At 39.2% G+C, this 24,592-nt stretch carries 23 protein-coding genes; 13 read left to right on the forward strand and 10 right to left on the reverse strand.

The annotated features are described in order from the left end of the window. The first annotated feature begins 252 nt into the window (after positions 1-252). A complete protein-coding gene (recN, locus tag VB713_RS00005; RefSeq protein WP_323309537.1) occupies positions 253-1,998 on the forward strand; it encodes a DNA repair protein RecN in 1,746 nt (581 codons plus the stop codon). A 115-nt stretch (positions 1,999-2,113) separates the two neighbouring features. Here the strand turns inward: recN and VB713_RS00010 are convergent, their stop codons facing one another. The 4 genes from VB713_RS00010 to VB713_RS00025 all read right to left on the reverse strand — a co-directional run bounded on the left by VB713_RS00010 (position 2,114) and on the right by VB713_RS00025 (position 3,718). Then, positions 2,114-2,377 carry a hypothetical protein gene (locus VB713_RS00010; RefSeq protein WP_323309538.1) on the reverse strand — a complete coding sequence of 88 codons (264 nt, stop codon included), beginning with the start codon at positions 2,375-2,377 and terminating at the stop codon, positions 2,114-2,116. 138 nt (positions 2,378-2,515) lie between these two features. Then, the gene (locus VB713_RS00015) at positions 2,516-2,728 is read right to left on the reverse strand and encodes a hypothetical protein (protein WP_323309539.1); all 213 of its coding nucleotides are present in this window, start codon (positions 2,726-2,728) and stop codon (positions 2,516-2,518) included. 67 nt (positions 2,729-2,795) lie between these two features. Next, on the reverse strand, positions 2,796-3,431 hold the full coding sequence (locus VB713_RS00020; RefSeq protein WP_323309540.1) for an NADPH-dependent F420 reductase: 636 nt from the start codon (positions 3,429-3,431) through the stop codon (positions 2,796-2,798). Positions 3,432-3,433: 2 nt separating this feature from the next. Continuing rightward, positions 3,434-3,718 (reverse strand): hypothetical protein, encoded by a 285-nt coding sequence (locus VB713_RS00025; protein ID WP_323309541.1) that lies wholly within the window; start codon positions 3,716-3,718, stop codon positions 3,434-3,436. Between the two features lie 82 nt (positions 3,719-3,800). Here VB713_RS00025 and VB713_RS00030 point away from each other — a divergent pair, with 82 nt between their 5' ends. The 3 genes from VB713_RS00030 to VB713_RS00040 are packed head-to-tail and all read left to right on the forward strand — an operon-like array spanning position 3,801 to position 5,821. Continuing rightward, positions 3,801-4,724, forward strand: a complete 924-nt coding sequence (locus VB713_RS00030; RefSeq protein WP_323309542.1) for a LysR family transcriptional regulator — start codon at positions 3,801-3,803, stop codon at positions 4,722-4,724. A 30-nt stretch (positions 4,725-4,754) separates the two neighbouring features. Continuing rightward, positions 4,755-5,411 (forward strand): hypothetical protein, encoded by a 657-nt coding sequence (locus VB713_RS00035; protein WP_323309543.1) that lies wholly within the window; start codon positions 4,755-4,757, stop codon positions 5,409-5,411. Then, positions 5,408-5,821: a thiol-disulfide oxidoreductase DCC family protein gene (locus VB713_RS00040; protein ID WP_323309544.1), complete on the forward strand. Its 414-nt coding sequence runs from the start codon at positions 5,408-5,410 to the stop codon at positions 5,819-5,821. Before VB713_RS00035 ends, VB713_RS00040 begins: the two co-directional genes overlap by 4 nt. 281 nt (positions 5,822-6,102) lie before the next feature. Here the strand turns inward: VB713_RS00040 and VB713_RS00045 are convergent, their stop codons facing one another. The 3 genes from VB713_RS00045 to VB713_RS00055 form a co-directional block, all read right to left on the reverse strand. Next, positions 6,103-7,458 (reverse strand): cysteine desulfurase-like protein, encoded by a 1,356-nt coding sequence (locus VB713_RS00045; RefSeq protein ID WP_323309545.1) that lies wholly within the window; start codon positions 7,456-7,458, stop codon positions 6,103-6,105. A gap of 115 nt (positions 7,459-7,573) precedes the next feature. Next, positions 7,574-8,458 carry an ATP adenylyltransferase family protein gene (locus VB713_RS00050; RefSeq protein ID WP_323309546.1) on the reverse strand — a complete coding sequence of 295 codons (885 nt, stop codon included), beginning with the start codon at positions 8,456-8,458 and terminating at the stop codon, positions 7,574-7,576. 27 nt (positions 8,459-8,485) lie between these two features. Further along, entirely contained in the window at positions 8,486-9,271 is a 786-nt protein-coding gene (locus VB713_RS00055; RefSeq protein ID WP_323309547.1) for a tryptophan-rich sensory protein, read from the reverse strand. A gap of 199 nt (positions 9,272-9,470) precedes the next feature. Here VB713_RS00055 and VB713_RS00060 point away from each other — a divergent pair, with 199 nt between their 5' ends. The 8 genes from VB713_RS00060 (at position 9,471) to hetR (ending at position 20,478) form a co-directional block, all read left to right on the forward strand. Beyond that, positions 9,471-11,279, forward strand: a complete 1,809-nt coding sequence (locus VB713_RS00060; RefSeq protein WP_323309548.1) for a proline--tRNA ligase — start codon at positions 9,471-9,473, stop codon at positions 11,277-11,279. Between the two features lie 91 nt (positions 11,280-11,370). After that, positions 11,371-12,078, forward strand: a complete 708-nt coding sequence (locus VB713_RS00065; protein WP_323309549.1) for a class I SAM-dependent methyltransferase — start codon at positions 11,371-11,373, stop codon at positions 12,076-12,078. A 248-nt stretch (positions 12,079-12,326) separates the two neighbouring features. Beyond that, complete coding sequence (locus VB713_RS00070) at positions 12,327-12,788, forward strand: helix-turn-helix domain-containing protein (RefSeq protein WP_323309550.1); 462 nt, start codon at positions 12,327-12,329, stop codon at positions 12,786-12,788. 19 nt (positions 12,789-12,807) lie between these two features. Then, positions 12,808-13,356 carry a PIN domain-containing protein gene (locus tag VB713_RS00075; RefSeq protein WP_323309551.1) on the forward strand — a complete coding sequence of 183 codons (549 nt, stop codon included), beginning with the start codon at positions 12,808-12,810 and terminating at the stop codon, positions 13,354-13,356. A gap of 51 nt (positions 13,357-13,407) precedes the next feature. Further along, on the forward strand, positions 13,408-14,454 hold the full coding sequence (locus tag VB713_RS00080; protein WP_323309552.1) for a zinc-dependent dehydrogenase: 1,047 nt from the start codon (positions 13,408-13,410) through the stop codon (positions 14,452-14,454). Positions 14,455-14,944: 490 nt separating this feature from the next. Continuing rightward, on the forward strand, positions 14,945-16,198 hold the full coding sequence (locus tag VB713_RS00085) for an anion permease (RefSeq protein WP_323309553.1): 1,254 nt from the start codon (positions 14,945-14,947) through the stop codon (positions 16,196-16,198). A 634-nt stretch (positions 16,199-16,832) separates the two neighbouring features. Beyond that, entirely contained in the window at positions 16,833-19,181 is a 2,349-nt protein-coding gene (locus VB713_RS00090; RefSeq protein WP_323309554.1) for an EamA family transporter, read from the forward strand. 397 nt (positions 19,182-19,578) lie between these two features. Beyond that, positions 19,579-20,478, forward strand: coding sequence for a heterocyst differentiation master regulator HetR (hetR, locus tag VB713_RS00095; RefSeq protein ID WP_323309555.1), 900 nt, complete (start codon positions 19,579-19,581; stop codon positions 20,476-20,478). Between the two features lie 217 nt (positions 20,479-20,695). Here the strand turns inward: hetR and VB713_RS00100 are convergent, their stop codons facing one another. Beyond that, positions 20,696-21,310, reverse strand: coding sequence for a hypothetical protein (locus VB713_RS00100; RefSeq protein ID WP_323309556.1), 615 nt, complete (start codon positions 21,308-21,310; stop codon positions 20,696-20,698). Between the two features lie 551 nt (positions 21,311-21,861). Here VB713_RS00100 and rpsD point away from each other — a divergent pair. Next, positions 21,862-22,470, forward strand: coding sequence for a 30S ribosomal protein S4 (gene rpsD, locus VB713_RS00105; RefSeq protein WP_323309557.1), 609 nt, complete (start codon positions 21,862-21,864; stop codon positions 22,468-22,470). Between the two features lie 101 nt (positions 22,471-22,571). On the opposite strand, the gene moaA is transcribed toward rpsD, so the two are convergent. Both moaA and smpB read right to left on the reverse strand, forming a co-directional pair. Then, on the reverse strand, positions 22,572-23,558 hold the full coding sequence (moaA, locus tag VB713_RS00110; RefSeq protein ID WP_323309558.1) for a GTP 3',8-cyclase MoaA: 987 nt from the start codon (positions 23,556-23,558) through the stop codon (positions 22,572-22,574). 79 nt (positions 23,559-23,637) lie between these two features. Further along, positions 23,638-24,105: an SsrA-binding protein SmpB gene (gene smpB / locus VB713_RS00115; RefSeq protein WP_323309559.1), complete on the reverse strand. Its 468-nt coding sequence runs from the start codon at positions 24,103-24,105 to the stop codon at positions 23,638-23,640. Between the last annotated feature and the right edge of the window lie 487 nt (positions 24,106-24,592).

The following is a 24,592-nucleotide window of genomic DNA, read 5'->3' on the forward strand; positions in this document are numbered from 1 at the left end:
AAATCATCTTTTTATTATTACTAACTGTACCTCATAACAGCGGGAAGTGCTGTATATGGCAATTCCCATTCAAGTGAGTTACAAGCAGTAATAATTAAACGCAGATGGACGCAGATAAACGCAGATAATTTTGTCCTTCATTAGACTAGGAAATGCTATATCTACTTGCTGATGTTGTTAAAATCAAGAGTACGTGCTGTTAACTCGCCATTGTTGGCTTTTTACCTAAACCCTCACGGAGATTTTAGCCTGATGTTGCTGTGCCTCAGAATTGAGAATTTTGCCCTCATCGATCGCCTAGAATTGGAGTTTGGCGTTGGTTTGAATGTGTTGACAGGGGAAACCGGCGCTGGGAAGTCGATTATTTTAGATGCGATTGATGCGGTTTTAGGTGGGAAAGTGTCTAGTCGCGTGATTCGCACGGGGACTAGCCGCACTTTGGTGGAAGGGACTTTTAGTATTGATCCTTTCCTGACGGCTTGGTTGAGTGAACAGGAAATTGATTTAATTGATGATAATTCGGTAATAATTAGTCGAGAAATCAGTACGACTACAAGTAATATCCGCACTAGATCACGGATAAATGGGGTGCTGGTAAATCGGCAAATTATGGGAAGTCTGCGCGATCGCTTGGTGGAAATTACCGCCCAAGGACAAACCCTACAAGTGGGACAATCGGCTCAAGTCAGAGATTGGTTAGATTTATATGGTGGTGACTCTTTGATGCAGCATCGCCAAAAAGTTGCTGTTGCTTTTAGTGCATACCATACTGCACACCAAACTTTAGAAAAACGCCGCACTTCGGAACGGGAACGCTTGCAACAACTGGATTTACTCACCTATCAAGTGCAAGAATTGAGTGCAGCAAATCTCAGTGATGTCCAGGAAATGGAATTATTGACACAGGAAAGGGAACGCCTCAATCACGTTGTTGATTTGCAACAAATGAGCTACAAGGTTTATCAGGCTTTGTATCAAAATGAAGATGAAACCCCAACTGCTTCTGATTTATTGGGGGACAGTGACGCAACATTAACTAATATGGTGGAGTTTGATTCCCAACTACAACCTCTGTTGGAATTGGTGCGGGATGCAGTCACAACTGTGATGGAAGTGGGAAGACAAATTAGTGCTTATGGGGAAGGGTTGGAAGCAGATCCACAACGGTTGGCAGAGGTTGAGGAACGGATTCGGGAATTAAAACAAATTTGTCGTAAATATGGCCCGACTCTCACGGAAGCGATCGCATATTATGAACGTATTCAAATAGAATTAGCTGAACTCAACAACAGCGAACAATCTATAGAAACCTTAGAACAGCAAGAACAGGTTTGTTTACGGCATCTTAACCAAGTTAGTCAACAATTAACCCAACTACGTCGCCAAACTGCGGCTAGTTTAGAATCGCACTTGTTGGCTGAACTCAAGCCTTTAGCAATGGATAAGGTCAAGTTTCAAGTGGAGATTGTTCCTACTTCCCCCACGGCGACCGGTGCTGATAAAATCACATTTATGTTTAGCCCTAACCCCGGTGAACCCATACAACCGCTCACAGAAATTGCTTCCGGTGGGGAAATGAGCAGATTTTTACTAGCGTTGAAAGCTTGTTTTAATCAAAATGATGGCGCAGAAACAATGGTATTTGATGAAATTGATGTCGGTGTATCGGGAAGAGTTGCTCAAGCTATAGCTGAAAAATTACACCAACTCAGCCAAAGTTATCAAGTATTATGTGTGACTCACCAGCCTTTAGTAGCAGCAATGGCAGATCATCATTTTCGGGTGGATAAACAAGTGATTAATAACAATATTAGTACTGAACAGCGCACAGTTGTCAGAGTTACCAGCTTAGATAATTTAAGTACCCGTCGGGAAGAATTAGCACAGTTAAGTGGAGGGAAATCGGCAAATTCAGAGATGCCTACTGCGGACGCTGCGATCGCATTTGCTGAATCATTATTATTGCAAGCAGCAAATCATCGTGAACACAAGATTTAATAATGTAGTGAAACCAGGCATCTCCAAATCCTGGAAATAGCCCTTTTTCTTGATAGGTTAATGCCTAAAGCAGGAAGCTTAGGCAATCGAATTAACAATAAAAACTGGGCAGTGACTAGACCTCAGCCGGTTCTTTCACTTCTTCCAACCACTGACTATAAGCCGACTGATCACCGTTAAACGAATCAAGAGATACTTGTCGCTCAGGCATTGGCTGGAGTGGGGCATTGATAGGTGCATATTTGCAGTAACAAATTACAATCATGTCAAAACCCATGCCGACCGGAATATCAGGAGTATAAGTTTCTACGCTGGTTACTTCCCAATCACTGAGGCGATAATGAGTCTTAGCTTCGGGATACTGGCAGGGCTGTTTCATTCGATAAGGTATGTATTTTGTCAATATGATTGGCAATAAATATCAGAGCAAAAGTCATAAATTGGTGACCATTTTGATGCCTAAGATTGAATGCCAAGCTTATTTTTCATCTTCTAGACTCTTGCATTTGCAAGCCTTTTAGGGAATGAAACAGCCCTGGGGATACTGGGGGTCAGCAAACTGGTCAACACGGATAAATTCTGGGGGACGATATCCAGGTTCTGGCAATGGACGGTCTGAACAATCATAATGTTCAGCTAAAGTTTTCGTCAGAGAACCTGTGTGAGCATATTTTCTCTCTTGCCAACCTGGTTGACGCTTCTGTGACCGAAAAACAATCCACTTACGCATTATTTTTACTCCTCATCATCAGTATCATAATAGGACTAATGACACTTTTAACCCGTTTTTAGTATACTTACCTTTTCAGCATCGCCCACACAAAATTAGCTCCCCAACCTTGAACTCTGGCCATCTGAATCCACAGAAGAGTCATGTGTTCTAGATGTAAGCTCATGGAAAGATTACCCACATCAATACCCTCCCAACCCAGCTGTTGGCAGAGTGTGGAAACTACTTGCTTTGCGGTTGTGTCATTCCCAGCAATTAACATGACAGGCTTGAGGTTGCCATAACCAGGGTAGGTATTATTTTCAAAGTTTTCAAACCCATAAATCGTGAATGCCTTGACTACTTTGGCATTGGGTACAAAACTTTGAACAAGTTCACTACCGGATTGTTCACTTTTGAGTCCGTGAGTCAGATTTGCGCCCACTGGATTAGTGCAATCAACCAAAATTTTGCCCGATAAATCACCAACTGCCGCTAAAGCTGCTTGGTTAGCAGTAAATGGAGTAGCTAAAAAAATTACATCCACCTGAGCGATCGCTTCTTGGGGAGATGCAACTTGTAATGCGGGATATTTGGCTAAAGCCGTTTTGACACTATCTGAGTTGGGATCGCGTGCAGCAATAGTTATGGTATGGTCTAACGCCACTAATTGACCTGCCAATGCAGAACCTACTTGTCCAATACCAATAAATGCAATCTTCATAATTAGGCTCCTGTAATGCTCAACGCATTTAATACCAGTTTGGCGGTTTCTGTGCCAGAGTTTTGTTGTTGTCCAGTGATCAGATTTCCATCTTTGACAGCATGAGGCGTGAAAGCTTCCTTGGTGATAAAGTCAGCGCCTAATTTTTTGGCTTCGTCTTCAATGCGGAATGGCATCACCTGTTGACCGTAAGGGTGTATCAGTTCTGATGCCCAAAACCCCACAGGTACGCCCAAAGTAGTTGATAAAGAAGGGTTGGCGACAATCATTAAAATCTGCTTGCTCATTTAAATCGCTGTCCTAAATTACGACCATAGTGTAATTTCATCTTGGATCGGGCATCATATATTTGTCCAATGGATAATTTATATGAGTGACATTCACCACATCAATCTTGCTGGACTAGATTTAAATTTGCTGGTAGTTTTTGATGCTCTAATGACTGAGCATAGCGTCACTCGTGCCGCTCTCAGATTAGGGTTAAGTCAACCAGCGACAAGTAATGCCCTGGCTCGGTTACGGAGTTTGATGGAGGATGAATTATTTATCAGGAAAACAACAGGATTAAGCCCAACCCCCAAAGCTCTGGCTCTTGCTCAACAATTACGCCCCGCCTTGCAACAAATTCAATCAACCCTATTAGATCAGCCCAACTTTGACCCAGCAACGAGCGATCGCATTTTTACGATTGGAATGTCAGATTATGTAGAATTTACATTGTTACCAAAATTGGTAAAAACTGTACAAATAATAGCTCCTAGCATCAGCTTGCAAATCAAAACAGGCGATCGTCAAAAACTGCTCTCTTTACTGGATACTGGCGAAATTGACTTAGCGTGTGGACTTTTTCCGGAAAAAATTTCCTGGCACAAAGAAAAGCTTCTGTTTCATGAGGTTTATAGTTGTGTGTGCCGTCAGGATCATCCCAACATTGGCACTAATTTTTCCTTAGAAGACTATCTCAAAGAATCTCATTTACTAGTTTCTATTCAAGAAGATCGAGTTGGACGTGTTGATATGTTACTTACACAAAAAAATCTTCAACGACACATTGCTCTTTCAATACCGCATTTTCTCATAGCACCATTTATTCTCGCTGAAAGTAATTTAGTTGCAACTTTACCTCAAAGAGTCGCCCTAACATTTTCCCAGAGCCAATCCTTGAAACTTCTGCCAGTACCTCTACCAATGGCAGGATTTTCGGTGTTTATGCGTTGGCATCAAAGCACACATAATCTACCTGATTATGAATGGCTACGAGTATTAATAATAGAAGTTAGCAGTGCAGTTTAAATCATCAAACATAACCTTTTCGGAATAAGAATGTTAACTGAAAATATCACAGATTACTTATTTTCTCATTGGCAGCATACACTCCAACTCTTTGGTGTTGATCAAATAACGGCAAATCAAGCGTTTGATAACCTCGTTTCAGTTTATTCTAGCCCCAATCGCTACTATCACACCCTACAACACATTCACTCTGTCCTTAACACAATTGAGACTTTTAAAACCCATGTCCAAGATTTACCTTCTGTACAACTGGCAGCTTGGTTTCATGATGTAATATATGACACTCATGCCCCAGATAATGAAGAAAAAAGTGCTGATTATGCGGCTAATATGCTAAAAACTTTAGCAATTCCAGCTACTAATATTATTCAAATTAACCGTCTAATTTTGTGTACTAAAAATCATCAAGCAGATGATATAGATGGTCAGGTTTTACTTGATGCAGATTTAGCAATCTTAGCAGCTACTCCCATTCAATACCAAGAATATGCCCAAGCCATTCGCCAAGAATACGCTTGGGTTTCAGAAACTGAATATATAACAGGGAGAGGAAAAGTATTAGAGCATTTTTTACAACGTCCATCTATCTACTTGACACCATTAATGTTAGAATCTGCTGAAGAATTAGCCCGTTTCAATATCAAAACAGAATTGAAGTTTCTTCAGAAAAATATAGGATTTATATGAAATACAGCATAATTTATGATGGTCAATGTAATCTCTGCGTTACTTTAGTGCAGTTGCTCGAAACTTTAGACCAAGGAAAGCTATTTAGATACATCTCCATGCAAGATGAACAAATGCTATCTCAATGGGGAATAACTATTCAAGATTGTGAACAAGGAATGATTTTAATTGATAAAAATGATCCCTCAAAACGTTGGCAAGGCAGCAACGCAGCAGAAGAGATTGGGCGATTATTACCACTAGGCAGTGTATTTGTAGAAGCTTATCGTGCCTTACCGGGGATGAAATGGGCAGGAGATAGGTTTTATGAACAAATCCGGGATCATCGCTACGCCCTGTTCGGCAAGCGTGGAGACACCTATCAATCTGCCTATTGTGTAGATGGTAGCTGCAAAACTGGGATTGAATAATTAGAGAAAAATGTCGGACAAAATTCATTTGAGTATTGTCAATAGGGAGTAAATGCAAAATATAGCAATTCCCATTCCAGTGAGGTACTACAAGTAGTAAAAATGGAACGCAGATAAACGCAGATATAGCTTGCTTCCCGCAGGGTACGCAGATGATTTTGTGCGTCATGAGAATAGGAAAGGCTATAAATACAAAAAAGAGGAGAAATGTAAATTTGTCGATTTACTTTCCCCTTTTTTTATCATCACTTAACATTGATTTTTTCGTATTTCGAGAGAGTTTATATCTCAATTAACACTGACAAAAGTTGATGAATTTCTTCTACTGTGTTGTAGTGTACTAATCCGATTCTGAGTAACCCACCACTTGCTTCTACACCTAACTTTTCGGTAAGGTCAATAGCATAGAAATTACCATGCCAAGCAAAGATTCCCTTTTCTGCTAAAATTTTGGCTAGATTTGCCGGTGTTCGTCCTTCAATTGTGATAGAAACTGTGGGAGTTCTCCAGATAAATTGGCTAGGTTCAGTAATACCATAAACTCTTAAACCAGGAATTTCTAACAATCCAGAAATTAGCTTTTTACTTAATTCTCTTTCATATTGTTGAATGGCTGACATTGCAGCTATTAAAGCGGCGCGGCGACTATGATAAGCTGATGCTAACTCATGATTAGGTTGTGCAGATAAAGTGAGAAAACTAGGACAATGAAAAGTAGTTAAACCTTCTCTATCAGCTTCTATTAAAGACGAAAGTAATTCATTATCTAAAGTTGGTGAAACATGACAACCTAATTTTGCTAGATAATTAATTGCTGCGACTACTCCTGCTAAACCTTCATGATTTAAAGTTCCTGTTTCCCAACGGGAGGGTACTTCTTCTGAGGCTGGTTTTACTTTGTAGGGTGTAAATCGTGCTAAATGTTCTCGTTTTCCGTAGAGAACACCGACATGGGGAGCAAAGAATTTATAAGTCGAACAAGCGAGAAAATCACAATCTAATTGATGAACATTAATAGACCCATGAGGTGTATAATGGACTGCATCAACAAAAACCAAAGCACCAACAGCATGAGCTAATTTTACTATTTTAGCAATATCATTAATTGTCCCTACTGCATTGGAAGCATAACTCACTGCTACTAATTTTGTGCGTGAATTAATCTGGCTTTCCAAATCGCTCATATCTAAGGTGCAGTCGGCAACATTAATATCAACCGTGCGAATATTTACACCCCTTTCTTCCAAAGCCTTCCAGGGAGAAATATTGGCTGCATGGTCAAGACAAGTCACAATGATTTCATCACCTGGTTGCAGTTCTCGGCCAATAGCACGACTAACAGCAAAAGTGAGAGTGGTCATATTTGCACCAAATACCACCTCATCATGATCACATCCTAACAAATCAGCGATCGCAGCACGAGCAGAAATAATCAACGCATCAGTTCGCACACTAGTAGTAAAATAGCCATGAGCATTGGCATTAGACCTGACCAAATAATCACCCATAGCATCAAGCACGGAACCAGGTATCTGAGTACCACCAGGTCCATCAAAAAAAATCGCCGGGTGTCCGTCAATCGTTTGCGTTAATGCCGGAAACTGAGCGCGAATCCATTTTAAATCAAGAGATTCCATAAATAAATTTCCTTATTTTTTCACCAACTACAGAGATAATATCGTCATCCCAACAATAACCTCCTCCGCGTCCCTCTGCGCTTAACTCAGCGCCCCTCTGCGTTTAAACTCCACCCTATTTCATCGGCCAAGCGACTTTTTTCAAAACATTCATTATCCCTATATCTTTGAGTAACTGCATTTGTTCAGCATTTCGCACCAACAAAGCACCGGCAAAACCCAAAGAATTGACAGAAATTGACTCAAATTCTTCCTGAAAACGCGGTACTATTAACATCCATTCTCGCGTAGCTAAAAGATTATATTCCCCAGATTGTCTATTATTCCCAACTGCTTCAATACCCACCGCTGCCAGTAAAGTTTGATATTTTGTGAAAGTTACTTCTACTCCTGCTTGCAAATCGAGAGTAGTGAAAGCGTGTAAAAACGGAAGTCCGGGTATAGTCCCAATAGAATCTTGAAACTTAGCTGTTGTTAAAAGTGGCGTAATCGGAATTTCTGATTGAGAAAAAGGTAAAATTTGTAAATGTTTATGTCGCTGACTAGCACCTGCAATTTTACCCCCATTGTAGAATACTAAACCATCAAAATCAGCTAGACAAGCCCACATTGCTGCAAAATCTTCTACAGTAAGTAGGCTTTCCTGTTCTTCAAAGGCACGGGTGATTATCAGCAGGTGATAATCAACAACATTGAATTTATTTAAAATACAAATGTGAGTATCAGAAATATCTGCTACAAACAAATCTTCTTCATAAGGTAAGAAAGGATTAAACTCTTTACCAGTATTAGCCGTTTGTTGATCTTGCTTTTTCTTAGCTGCTTGTTTGCGGTTTAAGTTCGATAATATCCGCACCAAAAACTTAACCCCATCTTGTTCGATAAATTCAAATTCTGTCGGGATAGATTTTAATGCTCTGCATTGTAAAGCGTGTGCTGTAGTTTGTTTGACTTTTGCCCACAATGTGCCTGGTTTGAGTAATATTTTGCCCTGTGTCATCTGTTTTTATAGTAGTAGGCTAATATTTTACCCATTACCGGCCAGCCGTGGATTTTTAATGATAGTAATCACAATGAGGACAATTGCCAAAAGCAAGGCTGCATACTTGATTACAGGATTATCCCAATGTTTGAGAGCGATCGCAATCACTGCCCAAATCGTTACCCCAGCATAAGCAATATCCCGGTACTGTATGACCATAACACTAGTAATCGCTGCTGCTGCCAACAACATAATTACAGTCCATATCTCGTTAGTAAAGCCCCAACCATTCCAACCATAAAAATACAGTACAGAAGCTACATTGACAATAGTCGCCACACTAATCCAACTCAGATAGATACTAATAGGTACATGAAGACACAGCTTTTTGTTTTTACTTACACGCTTTCTGCCAATTTCTAACCGCTGGTAAATAATAATCAAGGGAATCAAAATCCCTAACATAGCAACTATAGAAAAGGCAAAAAGTTTAGAGAGAAACAAATACACCCAGATACTTTGAGCAACAGAAGCAATTACCAATAAATATCCAGTCCTGCATAAATCAGAATCGGTTTTTTGATTAGGAAGAAATTGATAAACTCCCAAAGCAAACAATCCTAAATAAATCAGTCCCCAAATAGCGAAAGCATAGTTAGCTGGAATAATCAAGACTTCTTTAAAGACAGTATTAGAAATTTCTCCTATATTAATTCCATTCAGCGGAAAAATATTGGATAATACGTTAATCACAAAAGCACCAACAATAGCCGCTAAGGTAGCAAGCTGCCGGAAAAAATCCTGGTTATTGCCAGAAGCAGACTTATTCATAAGATAGTCAAATCAGAACTATGTTTATAATTTTATTTTACATCTTTTACTTTCTTTACTCATAATTTATAATCTCGTTACTTTGTGGTATCTTGCTACAGGTGAAGTTGAATAATCAGCCAATTTTGCTATAATTGAGGGCTGAATAAAGCAAAACTGCCTAGTATGATAAATTAGTGCTTTTGTAAAGGTAAAAACAATGCGATTATCACAAATGTTATTCGTTACACTCCGGGATGATCCTGCTGATGCGGAAATTCCTAGTCATAAATTGTTACTGCGTGCAGGTTATATTCGTCGCATTGGTAGCGGTATTTATGCTTATTTGCCTTTAATGTGGCGAGTTTTGCAAAAGGTTTCCCAAATTGTGCGGGAAGAAATGAACGCCACCGGCGCACAAGAATGTTTATTACCTCAACTACAACCCTCTGAATTATGGAAAGAATCAGGACGCTGGGATACATATACTAAAGCTGAGGGAATCATGTTTTCCCTGGTTGATAGAAGGGAACAACAATTAGGACTTGGCCCCACTCATGAAGAAGTAATTACCACAGTTGCCCGTGATATGATTCGCTCATATCGTCAATTACCTCTGCATTTATATCAACTGCAAACTAAATTTCGTGATGAAATTCGTCCCCGTTTTGGTTTAATGCGCGGTAGAGAATTTATCATGAAAGATGGTTATTCTTTCCATGCTGATGAAGAAAGTTTGAAAAAAACTTACCAGGATATGTACAAAGCATACAGTAATATGTTGCGACGTTCTGGTTTAGCTTTCCGGGCTGTGGAAGCTGATTCTGGTGCTATTGGTGGTTCTGGTTCAACAGAATTTATGGTGTTAGCAGATGCTGGAGAAGATGAAGTTCTCTACACTGAAGATGGTAAATATGCAGCGAATGTAGAAAAAGCAGTTTCTCTTGCTGCTGATGCTGAAACTTCACCTTTTACAGCTTATGAAAAAAGGGAAACTCCAGGAACAGATACAATAGAAAAACTTTGTAATTTTCTCAAATGTTCTCCTACTCAAATTGTCAAAAACGTTTTATATCAAATTGTCTATGATAACGGTTTGACTGTGTTGGTGTTGGTAAATATTCGCGGAGATCAAGAAGTTAATGAAGTCAAGTTACAAAATGAATTAACTAAATTAGCTTCTCAATTTGGTGCAAACGCTATTATTGCTTTTAGTGTACCTACTAGTGAAACAATTGCAACCTGGGCAGCGAAAACTTTACCTTTAGGTTATATTGCGCCAGATGTTGCTGATGATTATATTAGTGGCAGTAAACAGGTAAATTCCCAATTTGTGCGCTTGGTTGATCAAACCGCAGTTGAATTAAAAAACTTTGTCACTGGTGCAAATGAAAGCGGTTTTCATGTAGTTGGTGCAAATTGGGGTGAGCAATTTAAATTACCTGAATTAACCGTAGATATTCGGAAAGCAAAATTAGGCGATCGCTCTCTGCACGACTCAAACCAAACCCTACAAACGGCTAGAGGCATTGAAGCTGGTCATATTTTCCAACTTGGGACAAAGTATTCCCAGGCTATGGGTGCAACTTATACTAATGAACAAGGGGAAGAGAAGCCTTTGGTTATGGGTTGTTACGGTGTAGGTGTGTCTCGTTTGGCACAATCAGCAGTTGAACAATCCTATGATAAGGATGGCATAATTTGGCCAGTTGCGATCGCACCCTATCACGCCATTGTCACCATTCCTAACATTAAAGATGCCCAACAAATCGCAGTTGCAGAACAGCTTTACACAGAACTCAATCAAGCTGGTGTAGAAACCTTACTAGATGATCGTGATGAACGAGCAGGTGTTAAATTCAAAGATGCTGATTTAATCGGTATTCCCTTTAGAATTGTCACAGGTAGAGCTATTACTAACGGTAAAGTTGAAGTCGTAAAACGCGCAACCCGTGAATCTCAAGAAATCCCGATTGAGGAAGTTGTCAATACTTTGCAACAGTGGGTTAAAGAGGCGATAGAGAGGTAAGATTAAACGCAGAGGGGCGCTGAGGTAAACGCGGAGGTACGCTGAGGTTTTTTCTCGGTTAGCCCCCTAATACTGGGTTATTGAAAAGATAATGGCAGAACAAACTATAAATTTTGATTCTAATCCACCAGTTGCTACCAATGAATACGACACGAGGATTCAAATGGCTTTACCTGGTTATGAGGTAATGCACAATATGGCATTATCTGTTTTAGGAGCAAATTTACCAGAAAAAGCTAATTTGTTGATAGTGGGTGCTGGTAGTGGTATGGAATTAGTCAAGTTTGGTAAAGGTAATTCACAGTGGCAGATGCTAGGTGTAGATCCATCTAATAATATGCTTTCAATCGCTAAGAATAAAATAGAGGAGCATGGTTTATCTGCACAAATAAAATTATTCACCGGATATACCCATGATTTAGATCCGAATTCTTTTTATGATGCAGCAACTTGTATTTTAGTAATGCATTTTCTCCCTGATGATGGCAGTAAATTAGCTTTATTACAAAATATTTCCCAACGTCTAAAATCATCAGGTACTTTTATTTTAGTGGATATCTTTGGTGAAAAAGGTACTCAGGAATTTGAAAGCATGATTTCTATCATCAAAGTTTATTGGAAACAAATGGGAATTACCCCAACAAAAATAACAGAAGGACTAGAAACAATCAAAAAAGGTGTTTTTCCTATTTCAGAAATAAGAGTAGTGGAATTATTACAGGAAGCTGGTTTTGGTAATATTTTAAGATTTTATACAGGGCTTTGGGTTGGTGGTTGGGTAGCAACTAAAAACTCTTGAGGTTTGCTATTCAGTTTGTCTATATTTTATTACTATTCCTACAGATTATACCAATTTAAAATGAAGTTGTATAAAATAGCTAATCATAATTAATTAATCGCAGATAAACACAGATGGAATACAGATGATGTGATCAATTTGATGATTATGTGCCGCCTCATATAAAATTAGTATGACTAAGTGATGGATCATCTGTTTCGTTTATTGCGTTTATGTAATATAATGAAAAAAATCCCAAAAATATCTTTATGACTACCTTCCTATCTAACCAAAATAAATCTACTGTTTCTAACATCGTTACAGAAAATGAAACCGAAGCTATAAAACAACTTGCGGAATTACTCAAACAGGCAAATAGTCAACTAAGATTAGTAGCTAATGGTCAAGAAGTCGCTGTTTCTGATTCTGTTTTTAATGTATTACGTGAAATTGTCCGTGAAATGGCATTAGGCAATTATGTATCTATAATTACATACAATCCAGAACTCACAACTCAACAAGCGGCTGATTTGTTAAATGTTTCACGTCCCTATCTGATTAAGTTATTAGAACAGGGTGAACTTCCTTACATTATGGTAGGAACTCATAGACGTGTGAGATTTAGTGATTTAATGAAATACAAGGAAGATCGAGATATTACGCGGAGAAAAAGTTTACAGGAACTTATAGAAATAACGGAAGAAGCTGGACTTTATGATTATGAAGACTAAGTAAAACAGTTAAATCCCTATGCCTAATGTTATCTTGGATGCCTGTGTTTTATTTCCAATGTACTTACGAGATACCTTGCTTTCTACTGCTGAGACTGGTTTGTATTTACCTTATTGGTCACAAAAAATCCTAGATGAAGCAATAGGAAATCTCATAAATAAAAAATATCTCTCTGTTGAGAAAGCAAGAAAGTTAGAGAATGTTATGAAAACAGCTTTTCCAGAAGCTATGGTTGAAGTAGATGTACAACTGGAAAAACTAATGACGAATCATCCTAAAGATCGTCATGTTCTAGCTGCTGCTGTAGTTGCTAAAGCAGAAATTATCGTTACCAAAAATATTAAAGATTTTCAGAAACCAGATTTAAATTCTTGGAATGTAAAAGCACAGTCACCAGATGATTTTCTTAATGATATATTTGCAGAATACCCTGAAATAATGATTCAAGTCTTACTAACACAATCCCAAAACTATAAAAGAAATCCTCTCACTTTTGACCAATTATTAGATAAACTGAGTAACCAAATACCAGGATTTATCGAAAAAATCCGCACTTCCATAACCTAAAGTTCACCACAAAGTGTTAAATCTAGTAACGTTGAACTATAAGAAACTAACGTGAAAGCACAAGTTTTTAGAGGCGTAAATCAATTATCCTACGAAGAAATCCCTGTTCCTACTCTAGAAGCAGATGAAGTGCTAGTACAGGTGCGGGTTGTGGGTTTGTGTCAGTCAGATATTAAAAAAATTCGTTATCCCCTGTATGAACCACCACGCATTTTTGGACATGAAACGGCGGGAACGATCGCATCTGTAGGTGCTAATGTGAAGGGGTGGACGGTAGGACAACGGGTAGCTGTGATGCACCATATACCATGTATGCGTTGTTCCTATTGCTTAAATGATAATTTTTCTATGTGCGATGTTTATAAAAATATCTCCACTACCGCAGGTTTTAACGCCAGTGGTGGCGGTTTTGCTGAGTATGTGAAAGTTCCAGGACACATTGTGGAAAATGGGGGGTTAATTTCCATTCCTGATGATATTAGTTTTGAAGAGGCGAGTTTTGTTGAACCAACTAATTGCTGTTTAAAAGCAGTGAAAAAGGCTCAAATCGCACCGGGACAAACTGTGTTAGTTACTGGTGCGGGACCAATTGGGTTAATGTTTATGATGTTGGTGAAATATTTTGGTGCTAGAGCGATCGCAACTGACTTACTTCCCTCTAGAATTGAAAAGGCTCTAGAAGTAGGAGCAGAAGCCGCTTTCGATGCACGAGATCCTGATTTACCCGCCAAAATTCAAGCATTAACTGGGGGTATGGGTGTAGATGTCACCTTGTTAGCTGTTCCCAGTGATAAAGCATTCTTTCAAGCTTTAGACTGTACTCGCAAAGGTGGAAAAATTCTCTTTTTCGCTGAGTTTCCTGACGAGTTAACCATTCCCATTAACCCTAATACTCTCTACCGTCGAGAAATAGACTTAATGGGTAGTTATAGCTCATCCTACCGTCTGCAAAGCCTATCTGCGGATATAGTATTTAATCGCCGCATTGATGTGAAAGCCTTAATTAGCGATCGCTATCCCTTGGAAAATTTATCACAAGCCGTAGACCAAGCGATCGCACCCACAGCAGAAACGTATAAAATCTTAATTTATCCGTAAATCAAATTTGGATTAATTGTCTGAATCAGGATACCCAGGATTAAAGGATTAACAAGATTAAACAAATACATGAAAAACAATCAAGATTAATCCTGTAAATCCTAAAATCCTGTAAATCCTGATTCAGACAGTAAGGATTAATAAGATTAAACAAATACATGAAAAACAATCAAGATTAATCCTGTAAATCCTAAAATCCTGTAAATCCTGATTCAGACAATAAGGATTAACAAAATTAAAAAACTCCAGTAAAAAACAATCAAAATTAATCCTGTAAATCCTGAAATCCTATAAATCCTGATTCAGACAATAAGGATTAACAAGATTAACAAACTACATAAAAAACAATCAAAATTAATCCTGTAAATCCTAAAATCCTGTAAATCCTGATTCAGACAATAAGAATTAACAAGATTAAACAAATACATGAAAAACAATCAAAATTAATCCTGTAAATCCTAAAATCCTATAAATCCTGATTCAGACAATTATGATCATCATCGCTTTTTTAGCCTTCTACGTCGCTTTTAACCTGGGTGCAAATGACGTTGCTAATGCAATGGGAACCTCCGTTGGTTCTAAAGCCATCACCCTTAAACAAGCAATCATTATTGCCGGAATCTTAGAATTTACAGGTGCTGTCTTATTTGGACATGGGGTGACAGAAACATTAGGGACGAAAATTGCTAACCCCGAATTATTTACCACCACACCGCAAACCTTACTTTTAGGGATGGTAACAGTACTGATATCCGCTGGAATATGGCTGCAAATTGCCACCTCACGCGGTTTACCTGTATCCTCATCTCATGCAATTGTCGGTGCGATCGCAGGTTTTACTTGGGTAGCATTAGGAATAGAAGCTATAGATTGGTCATCTATTGGTTTAATTACTATTGGTTGGATTTTAACACCTGTAATTAGTGGTATTGTAGCCGCGTGTTTTTACAGTTTGATTCAACGCTGGATTTTAGAACAACCGAATCCAGTAGTGCAATTGCAAGAATGGATTCCTTGGTTAAGCACAATTTTACTAACTGTATTTGGTGTCATTGTGCTTCCTACTCTCACTCAACCACTCACAAATTTTTTAATTAAAGAAGTCGGTTTAAATATACCTACTCACGACATCCCCATATTTACAGGTGCAGCAGCAGCTATTGGACTAACACTCTATAGCTGGAAAAATCTACAAGACAATCAAAAATCTTCTCTACAATCCCCATTCTCCAATCCCGTCGAAAGCTTATTTGCTAAATTTCAACTTCTGAGTGCTTGCTTTGTCGCCTTTGCACATGGTTCCAATGATGTCGGGAATGCGATCGCACCCCTCGCAGTCATATCCTACATCAATCAAACCGGAAGCGCACCCATTAACGGCATCACTATTCCCCTCTGGATTATGATCCTTGGTGGTATGGGCATTGTTGCAGGTTTAGCTATTTTGGGAAAAAAAGTCATCGCTACTATCGGCGAAAATATCATTTCCTTACAACCCAGTAGCGGATTCTGTGCCGAACTAGCCACTGCCGCCACCATCTTACTAGCTTCTCGATTAGGCTTACCAGTATCCACCTCCCATGCCCTAGTTGGCGGTGTAGTCGGCATTGGACTAGTGCAGAACCTAAAATCAATTAAATTCCAAACCCTCCAAGGAATCGCCTCAGCCTGGGTAATTACAGTCCCCATTAGTGCCATTCTCAGCGCCACTATCTTCAGCATTATCCGGATGATCTTAAATTGAAAATGAAATTTATGGAGATTCTCACATACTGGTTCTCTATGAAATGCAATACATTATAGGTTATAGGGGTACAGTTAAGTAGGGCTTCCTGTTTCACTACAAAACCTTCAGTGCTGTACTCACATATTCAACTTGAATAACACTTACTCAAGCGTCATACTTAATGTTTCTTAATAAGGTGCGTCAGATGTTGAAAATATCTTAATTGTTACCAAATTATCGAGTCTGACACATCCTAATTAATATGCCAGTTGCGTAAGCCCTATTGAATCCAACGGATTTCAAACCACCATATTCTGCAATTGGTGCTAAAAATACAGCCTATTTTTGCAGAATTTCAACTCATTTATTAGAATATTATGCAGGGAATGGTAGTATGTTTTCTTTTTTATAGAACAATACTTTAATTCCCCAGAGCAACGGAAACTGTCACCCACTTTACATTTCGCACAAATTTTGGTTTTTCATAACCTACCCATCTGCAAGGCTTTGAAACAGTTATCAGTGAACAGTAGACAGTGAACAGTAAACAGTGAATAGTTATCAGTAGACAGTGAATAGTTATCAGCCTCAAAATTGATAACTGAACAACTGATAACTGATTTATCGTCAAGGTGTTAGAGGTTATAAACTAATGGGGCGATTTGAGAAGCGACCAGACAACCCAAGAGTCAGAGGCGACTTATCCAGAGCAGCAGAAAACGCCCTCTGGGATGTAGTTGAGGATTTGGAAAATCTTCAAAAAAATGTTCTGAAATCTTTGCAGGACGACGTAAAGCGGCTAGAGGCTGAAAAAACCCGTTTAGCCAATGATATTCAACGATTGACCGAGGAAAAAGAAAAGTTACAGCAAGCTCGACAAATCACTGAACAGCAAGTTTTAATCCGTCAGCTGGCTGAAGTTTTGGCAAAGCATATATCTTCACAACTACAATCTTCACTAAAGACTTTAGCCACCCAATCAATCGAAGGTGAATCTTCCGAACGAGTCACATTGAGATCTGCGGAAGTTAATTCCCATGCAGCTAATCAGATCAATGAGAATGTTGGTCAAATGTTGGACAATTTAGATGATAGTGTCACAATTGCCTTTAGCTCGCTGCAACAAGAACTAAAAAATTATCAAAGTCATCTTTCCCAGCAGTTGTCACGAATGTACGACCAACAGCAAGAAGGGGAAGACATATTAGCAGAATTTATTAATCGTCTCAAAGGGGAACTGGACAAAAACAGAGAAACAACTTCTCTCAAAGTGTTAACAGGAGGTGCGCCAACTGTATTACAACTAAATGAGCCACACAAAAATGGTTTCTTGGAGAAATCTCCAGAGAGAATCATTTCTGAACCAATTTCTCTGTTTCCCCAGGAGTCACCAAAGAGCGAAAATTCATCACCAACTCAGGAAAACACACCTGAGCCAATGTCTTTTCAAACTCCTGATTCTTCTACAAAACAATCAACATCAGAATTATCAACTCAGGAAAACACACCTGAGCCAATGTCTTTTCAAACTCCTGATTCTTCTACAAAACAATCAACATCAGAATTATCAACTCAGGAAAACACACCTGAGCCAATGTCTTTTCAAACTCCTGATTCTTTTACAAAGCAATCAACATCAGAACCATCAACTCAGGAAAATACACCTGAGCCAATGTCTTTTCAAACTCCTGATTCTTTTACAAAGCAATCAACATCAGAACCATCAACTCAGGAAAACACGCCAGAGCCAATTTCTGTACTTACTCCTGACTCCTCCACAAAGTCATCAACACCAGAATCATCAACTCAAAAAAACACACCAGAGCCAATTTCTGTACTTACTCCTGACTCCTCAGTAAAGCAATCAAAATACTCACCCCCACTAACACCCAAGCGGGAAGCAACAACCAGAAGAGAAAGATCCCGTAGTTCCCCAAGTTGGTCACCTGTTCAGGTGGGTTTCCTGTTGGTTGTGTTGTCAACAGTGATGTCATCACTTTACAACGTAGCGGTGAAGGCACTTTTTTACAAAGGTTCTGAGTTTCTGGGAAATTTCGAGACGCAGCAATTAATTGCACCAACTTTAGGGAATATTTTCCTAATTTTGATGCTCAGGTTATTAGTTGTTGTGCCATTAATGTTACTTTTGGCTCCCATTTTACACCCCTCAGTTTGGCAAGACCTACAAAATTTATTTGATTCTGTAGGGAGAAATGCTACTCCTAATCATGCAAAAACAAAACAAGTCTTATTCTTGTCAGTCATAAGTGGCGGTTTGTTGTTTTTGTCCCAAGTACTCATTTATATTGCAATTGGTAAAGTTTCAACTGGTATTGCGATCGCACTATTCTTTATCTATCCTCTGGTTAGTGGACTATTAGCGTGGTTTCTCTTTCGTGAACGTCCTAATTTATTCAGTGCTGGTGCTATTTCCGGTATTTTTTGTGGTGAATTATTAATCTTGGGTAGTTATTCAAATGGTATGAATAATACCTCTTTAGGAATTATTTCTGGAATTATGTCCGGAATGGCTTTTGCTGTTTACGTAATTCTTACTAGGTTGTGCGCTCCGAAACTGCATCCAGTTTCTTTTGCTTTAATTAACTTCGCTACTATGCTGCTATTAAGCTTCATCTGCTTAATGGTACCTCTACCAAGTGATTGGAGTTTAGCAATTAGATCAGCTAATTTACTGGAAGTGATATTAAGTGCTTTTATGTTGGGTGTCCTGACTCTTTGCGGATATTTGTTTAATAATTTTGGAATTCGCAAATTAGGTGGACCACCATCAGCTATTATCGGCGCTCTTGTTCCAGTTCTAACCGTAATTTTTGCTGGATTGATGATTCAGGAAAAATTGGATCTTGTGCAAATCATGGGAGTGTTGTTAGTCACTGGTGGTGCAGTTGCTATCAGCTTTGAAAAAATGCGGAATCAGTTGCAATCTTCTAATACCAATAATCAAAGGATGAAGAACAATGAAACTAAATATCGTGGGTAATAATTTACTTCTGATATCTAGTAATTGTTATATTTTTCAATTTGGATAAATTTGGTGTTAGATTATAGGCTGGTTTGATAATTAAGCCGCCTTACAGCAGAGATTTCAGTTGGCAAAAAAAGCAATTTAAATGCACCACAATTTATACTTGATTAGCTGCATCATCCAACTATTAACCTGATGCAGCAAGAGTCCATAATTTTAGTGGTGAGCAGAACTAACTCCGCTGTATAAAGTTAAATATTTACACCCTGAGTCATTTAAAACCAAGCAATTTTAGGGTAAAAGCATAAAAAATCTTCATCTAGTGTGAAGACAAAAATTGCATTTGGGTGTAAAATGGATAGTTTAATTTGACTACCACTCTTGTAAACGTGCTATTCATCTGTCTGTCAATATGAGTAACGACATAGATCTGATCAAACGTCTTGGTCCAAGTGCGATGGATCAGATCATGCTTTATCTAGCTTTTAGTGCCATGCGGACAAGTGGACACAGGCATGGAGCATTTTTAGATGCAGCCGCAACAGCAGCTAAGTGTGCGATTTATATGACTTATCTGGAGCAGGGACAAAACCTGCGAATGACCGGTCATTTGCACCACCTTGAGCCAAAGCGAGTCAAAATCATTGTCGAAGAAGTGAGACAAGCTCTGACTGAAGGTAAATTGCTAAAAATGCTGGGTTCCCAAGAACCTCGCTATCTGATTCAACTGCCTTATGTATGGATGGAAAAATATTCTTGGCAGCCAGGAAGATCCCGTGTTCCTGGTACAAGTCTAACTAGTGAGGAAAAAAGGCAAATTGAGCGTAAACTGCCCAAGAACCTGCCTGATGCTCAATTAGTTACATCCTTTGAGTTTTTGGAGTTAATAGAATTTCTCCACAAGCGATCGCAAGAGGAGTTACCACCACACCACCAAATGCCCCTGAGTGAAGCCTTGGCAGAACATATCAAGCGTCGTTTACTCTACTCCGGTACAGTCACACGCATTGATTCTCCTTGGGGAATGCCCTTCTACGCCCTCACTCGTCCTTTCTATGCTCCCGCAGACGATCAAGAGCGTACTTACACAATGGTGGAAGATACCGCTCGATACTTCCGCATGATGAAAGATTGGGCAGAACGGAAAACGAATGCCATGCGTGCTGTAGAAGAACTGGATATACCCCTCGAACAAATGGAACAAGCTATGGAAGAATTGGATGAAATTATCCGAGCTTGGGCAGATAAATATCACCAAGATGGAGGTATGCCAATGATTCTACAAATGGTTTTTGGTAATCAAGACGATTAAGCCGACCAAACTTTAGACCTAATTCGCTAATTCTTTGAAAGCAAAGTTATCACAACATCGTAGTAGTCAGGAAAAGTAAATTTGAGGGGTTAAAGACAGGAAAAAAGTCCTAATATCCCCTAAACTTGCCTGCACCCTTTATTCTTGACTTGATGGACTAGTAGGGTGGACTGTTTGCCAACCCTACGATTGTAAAAATTACAGGCAAATTTAACTCTTAGATACCGCTACCACTGGGAGTTGATGGCATAGGAGTAGTTTCAAGACCAGGACTTAATCCCGGTGCTGTTGTAGATCCTTCCCCGATACTAATAATTCTGTCACTGGCATTAATACAAGTATTCAATGACTGAATTGGGGTGAAATCAATTTCTTTACGCAAGCCAACGACACACTGAGCAAAAGTCACGGGTAATAAACTGCGTCCACAGTAAGTTAAGGTGGTTGGGTCAATTGCCTTCTGAGTACTCTTGCTAATGCCAACTACACAGGCTGCTAATTCTTGAGGACGACGGGCTTTACTACAGGAATACAACGCATCCGTAGAGGCAATTTCTGTCTGCTTTTTGATTTGAGCTACACAGCTAGACAACTCTTTTGGTCGCAGGGCTGTGGCACAACCCTGAGATGCTGATTGTGTTGTCACTCCTACACTCAATAATTGAGCCGCACAGACGCGGTAATCATTTCTATAAGAATCTGTAACAGCTATACTCGGTATAACGCTGGTCAATAATCCAGCGATCGCCACAACTGGTACTGTAAAAAGTCTCAAAACATAATTTCTTTTTTGGTTCTGAAAATTGCTAATTTCTTTTTTGCTTTCTAACATAAGCTATTCTCCAAACACCCAAGGTTATGCTAACTTAGAATCTGCTCAAACTCCTCTGCAATCAAGAAATTTTGACGCGATTGTCTAAAATAGTCCCAAAGCCTAATACTGCGATTTTGAACTATTCCTAACTACAGAGAATGAATTTTGTCTCAGGTTAGACTATAGTAGATAGTTTGTGGCGAAAACGACTCAAGTTATAGTCAAAATTGCGTCAGCAGCGACTAAACTTCAAAAACTCAGTCTTTTGGCAACATCTGAGTTAAACGTACCGTGGGACACATGGAAACGCAGGGTCAAATCCTGAAAGCTTGGTAGGTAGGTACTGTTTGAGTTCGGCAATACCAATGCCCGATTTAAAGTTAGTACCGTAGAAATGAAGTCTTGGGAAGACTATTTAAACTAATTCGTTGGTTCGAGAGAGCGGGCATTTAGGGATAGTTTTTCAGAAGACAGATCATTAAACCAAGAATACTCTAGCTAACTGCTTTGAGGAATGTCATAATAGAATATTTGCGTAAAGTTTAAACAGGATTAAATTAAGGAAACTCATGTCCCGATATAGAGGGCCCCGCCTCAGAATTGTCCGCCGCTTGGGCGACTTACCAGGATTAACCCGGAAAAGCCCTAGACGTGCTTATCCACCCGGTCAACATGGACAAAACCGTAAAAAGCGCTCTGAGTATGCTATCCGTCTAGAGGAAAAGCAAAAACTCCGCTTAAACTACGGTTTGACTGAAAAGCAAATGCTGCGCTATGTGCGGAAAGCCAGACGTGTTACTGGTTCTACCGGACAAGTATTGTTGCAATTGCTAGAAATGCGTTTAGATAATACAGTTTTTCGCATGGGCATGGCTCCTACCATTCCAGCGGCTCGTCAACTGGTAAATCACTGTCATGTCACCGTTAATGGTCGTGTAGTGAATATTGCCAGCTACCAGTGCCGTCCTGGTGAGGAAATTGCTGTCAGACCTAAAGAAGCATCCAAGAAATTGGTAGAAGCTAACTTGCAATATCCTGGTTTAGCTAACCTCCCCAATCACCTAGAATTTGATAAAAACAAATTGACTGGTAAAGTCAACAGCGTGATTGAGCGAGAATGGGTAGCACTCCAAGTTAATGAACTACTTGTGGTGGAATACTACTCACGTCAAGCGTAAGAGTCATTTGTCCTTGGTCATTTGTCCTTGGTTATTTATACAGGACTAATGACTAATGACTAATGACTAATGACTAATGACTAATGACTAATGACTAACGACTAACCTCCAATTTGCGACATGGTACGGGTGTAAGAGCCGACAGTACCTGAGTCGCGTTGTTTAAAGTTAATTTCTGATTTGAAGTTTAATAGTTGCCTAACTTGTTCTTGTAATTGCATAGTGCTAACGCCAGCACGTAAACTAGTTTTTAAGTCTATTTGACCGGTTTCGTTTAATAAACAGGGACGTAACCAACCATCAGCACTCAGACGTACCCGATTACAGCGATCGCAAAAACATTCCGACATCTGGCTGATAAATCCTAGTGTCCCCTTTGCTCCGGGTATTTGAAATATATCAGCAGGGCCATTGCCACGTACTTGAGATTCTGTTAAACCCCAACGTTCGCGAATGCTGTGACGTAAATCATTTGAAGATATCCAACCGCGATCGCTAAATAAATATTCATTGCCAATGGGCATAAACTCAATAAACCTGATATGCCACTGTTTGTCAATTGTCAGGGCGGCTAAATTGAGAATTTCATGGTCATTAACACCGGGAATTATCACTACATTTAACTTCAATGGGTCAAATCCCACACAATAAGCAGCTTGAATCCCTTCCCAAACTTGTTGCCAACGTCCACGCCCATGATTACCGATAATTTGTTCAAAAGTCTCTGGTTCAAGAGAATCTAAACTAATATTAATTCTTCTTAATCCTGCATCATAGAGATTTTGTGCCATTGGTGCTAGTAAAAACCCATTAGTGGTCATAGCCAAATCTTGGGTTTGGGGAAGATTTGCAATTTTGCTGACCAAATTTACCACACTGGGACGTAGTAGAGGTTCTCCACCAGTCAAACGAAAGCGGGTAAAGCCAAGGGGAATAAATACCTCTTGAATCAGGGTGAGTATTTCTTCATCAGTTAACAACTGTTGCTTGAGGATATAGTTCAGTTCTGCTCCCTCTGGCATACAGTATTGACACCGAAAGTTACAGCGGTCAATCAAACTAATACGTAGATAGTCTACCTGGTTCATGGTTATTGCGACTCAAAGCATGGGGAGACTGAAATTCTAGGCTACCTCATGATTCATTTAGGCGATGGCTATTATCGTTTTAATAACTTTTCATTGCCCGTTGAATATCGCGCTGATCTTGTCGGCGTTTCAGGGATTCGCGCTTATCGTGGAGTTTTTTACCTTTACCTAAAGCAATACTTACTTTCACCCAGCCGCGTTGGAGATACATTTTTAACGGGATTAGGGTTAAACCCTGCTGTTCTACCTTACCAATTAGCTTGCGAAGTTCTTGGCGATGCAGCAGCAACTTGCGTGTGCGGCGCGGTTCATGATTAAAATATTGTCCGCTGGAAGTGTAAGGAGAAATATGTATATTTATTAACCATGCTTCTCCATTGCGAAGTAACGCATAGCCATCTTGGAGATTTACTTTACCTGCACGAATCGACTTGACTTCAGTTCCGGTTAGCTGAATTCCAGCTTCATAGGTTTCTATGATTTCATACAAATAACGGGCTTGACGATTGTCGCTGATAACCTTGAAACCTTCTTTTTTGTCACTCATTGAGAATCTTGTTTGCGTTAAATATGCCTAAAAATTTTTTTAGACTGGGCGTAATTTTAAGTGTAAATTAACTAAAGATGCTTTTTAATCTTGAATATGGGTTTGAATGCAACCAATCTGATATTTAATCTAATCCTTTAGTATAGCATTTTGATACTCTCTGTCCTAAAGCTACGTAAATTATTGGTACTCTTAGAGAAGGCTTACACCTAAAACGAGTCTAGTGAAATTAGACCTCTTGTGGTATCGAGCATCAGAGGTAATTGATCATATGCCAGTTGCTCTAAACTCTAATCGGGGATTTGTTAATAATTATAAACTCTCTACGACTAACCAACAAGAAAAGTCAACTGATGTGTTAAGTTTTATTAATTTTTCCTAAGGATTTAAGATTTTCTTTATAAATCATCCCCTCAGACAGACATTAGTAGGTAATCCTGTCATAGTATGAAACATAAGAACACTATTATTGCCAGTGTCTATTGAT

It is taken from the genome of Anabaena cylindrica UHCC 0172, assembly GCF_034931625.1.
Taxonomy (GTDB): domain Bacteria; phylum Cyanobacteriota; class Cyanobacteriia; order Cyanobacteriales; family Nostocaceae; genus Anabaena; species Anabaena cylindrica_A.

Excerpts from the sequence above, each read along its gene's own strand:
- recN (WP_323309537.1), top strand. The coding sequence starts at position 253 with ATGTTGCTGTGCCTCAGAATTGAGAATTTTGCCCTCATCGATCGCCTA.
- VB713_RS00010 (WP_323309538.1), bottom strand. The coding sequence starts at position 2,377 with ATGAAACAGCCCTGCCAGTATCCCGAAGCTAAGACTCATTATCGCCTC.
- VB713_RS00015 (WP_323309539.1), bottom strand. The coding sequence starts at position 2,728 with ATGCGTAAGTGGATTGTTTTTCGGTCACAGAAGCGTCAACCAGGTTGG.
- VB713_RS00020 (WP_323309540.1), bottom strand. The coding sequence starts at position 3,431 with ATGAAGATTGCATTTATTGGTATTGGACAAGTAGGTTCTGCATTGGCA.
- VB713_RS00025 (WP_323309541.1), bottom strand. The coding sequence starts at position 3,718 with ATGAGCAAGCAGATTTTAATGATTGTCGCCAACCCTTCTTTATCAACT.
- VB713_RS00030 (WP_323309542.1), top strand. The coding sequence starts at position 3,801 with ATGAGTGACATTCACCACATCAATCTTGCTGGACTAGATTTAAATTTG.
- VB713_RS00035 (WP_323309543.1), top strand. The coding sequence starts at position 4,755 with ATGTTAACTGAAAATATCACAGATTACTTATTTTCTCATTGGCAGCAT.
- VB713_RS00040 (WP_323309544.1), top strand. The coding sequence starts at position 5,408 with ATGAAATACAGCATAATTTATGATGGTCAATGTAATCTCTGCGTTACT.
- VB713_RS00045 (WP_323309545.1), bottom strand. The coding sequence starts at position 7,458 with ATGGAATCTCTTGATTTAAAATGGATTCGCGCTCAGTTTCCGGCATTA.
- VB713_RS00050 (WP_323309546.1), bottom strand. The coding sequence starts at position 8,458 with ATGACACAGGGCAAAATATTACTCAAACCAGGCACATTGTGGGCAAAA.
- VB713_RS00055 (WP_323309547.1), bottom strand. The coding sequence starts at position 9,271 with ATGAATAAGTCTGCTTCTGGCAATAACCAGGATTTTTTCCGGCAGCTT.
- VB713_RS00060 (WP_323309548.1), top strand. The coding sequence starts at position 9,471 with ATGCGATTATCACAAATGTTATTCGTTACACTCCGGGATGATCCTGCT.
- VB713_RS00065 (WP_323309549.1), top strand. The coding sequence starts at position 11,371 with ATGGCAGAACAAACTATAAATTTTGATTCTAATCCACCAGTTGCTACC.
- VB713_RS00070 (WP_323309550.1), top strand. The coding sequence starts at position 12,327 with ATGACTACCTTCCTATCTAACCAAAATAAATCTACTGTTTCTAACATC.
- VB713_RS00075 (WP_323309551.1), top strand. The coding sequence starts at position 12,808 with ATGCCTAATGTTATCTTGGATGCCTGTGTTTTATTTCCAATGTACTTA.
- VB713_RS00085 (WP_323309553.1), top strand. The coding sequence starts at position 14,945 with ATGATCATCATCGCTTTTTTAGCCTTCTACGTCGCTTTTAACCTGGGT.
- VB713_RS00090 (WP_323309554.1), top strand. The coding sequence starts at position 16,833 with ATGGGGCGATTTGAGAAGCGACCAGACAACCCAAGAGTCAGAGGCGAC.
- hetR (WP_323309555.1), top strand. The coding sequence starts at position 19,579 with ATGAGTAACGACATAGATCTGATCAAACGTCTTGGTCCAAGTGCGATG.
- VB713_RS00100 (WP_323309556.1), bottom strand. The coding sequence starts at position 21,310 with ATGTTAGAAAGCAAAAAAGAAATTAGCAATTTTCAGAACCAAAAAAGA.
- rpsD (WP_323309557.1), top strand. The coding sequence starts at position 21,862 with ATGTCCCGATATAGAGGGCCCCGCCTCAGAATTGTCCGCCGCTTGGGC.
- moaA (WP_323309558.1), bottom strand. The coding sequence starts at position 23,558 with ATGAACCAGGTAGACTATCTACGTATTAGTTTGATTGACCGCTGTAAC.
- smpB (WP_323309559.1), bottom strand. The coding sequence starts at position 24,105 with ATGAGTGACAAAAAAGAAGGTTTCAAGGTTATCAGCGACAATCGTCAA.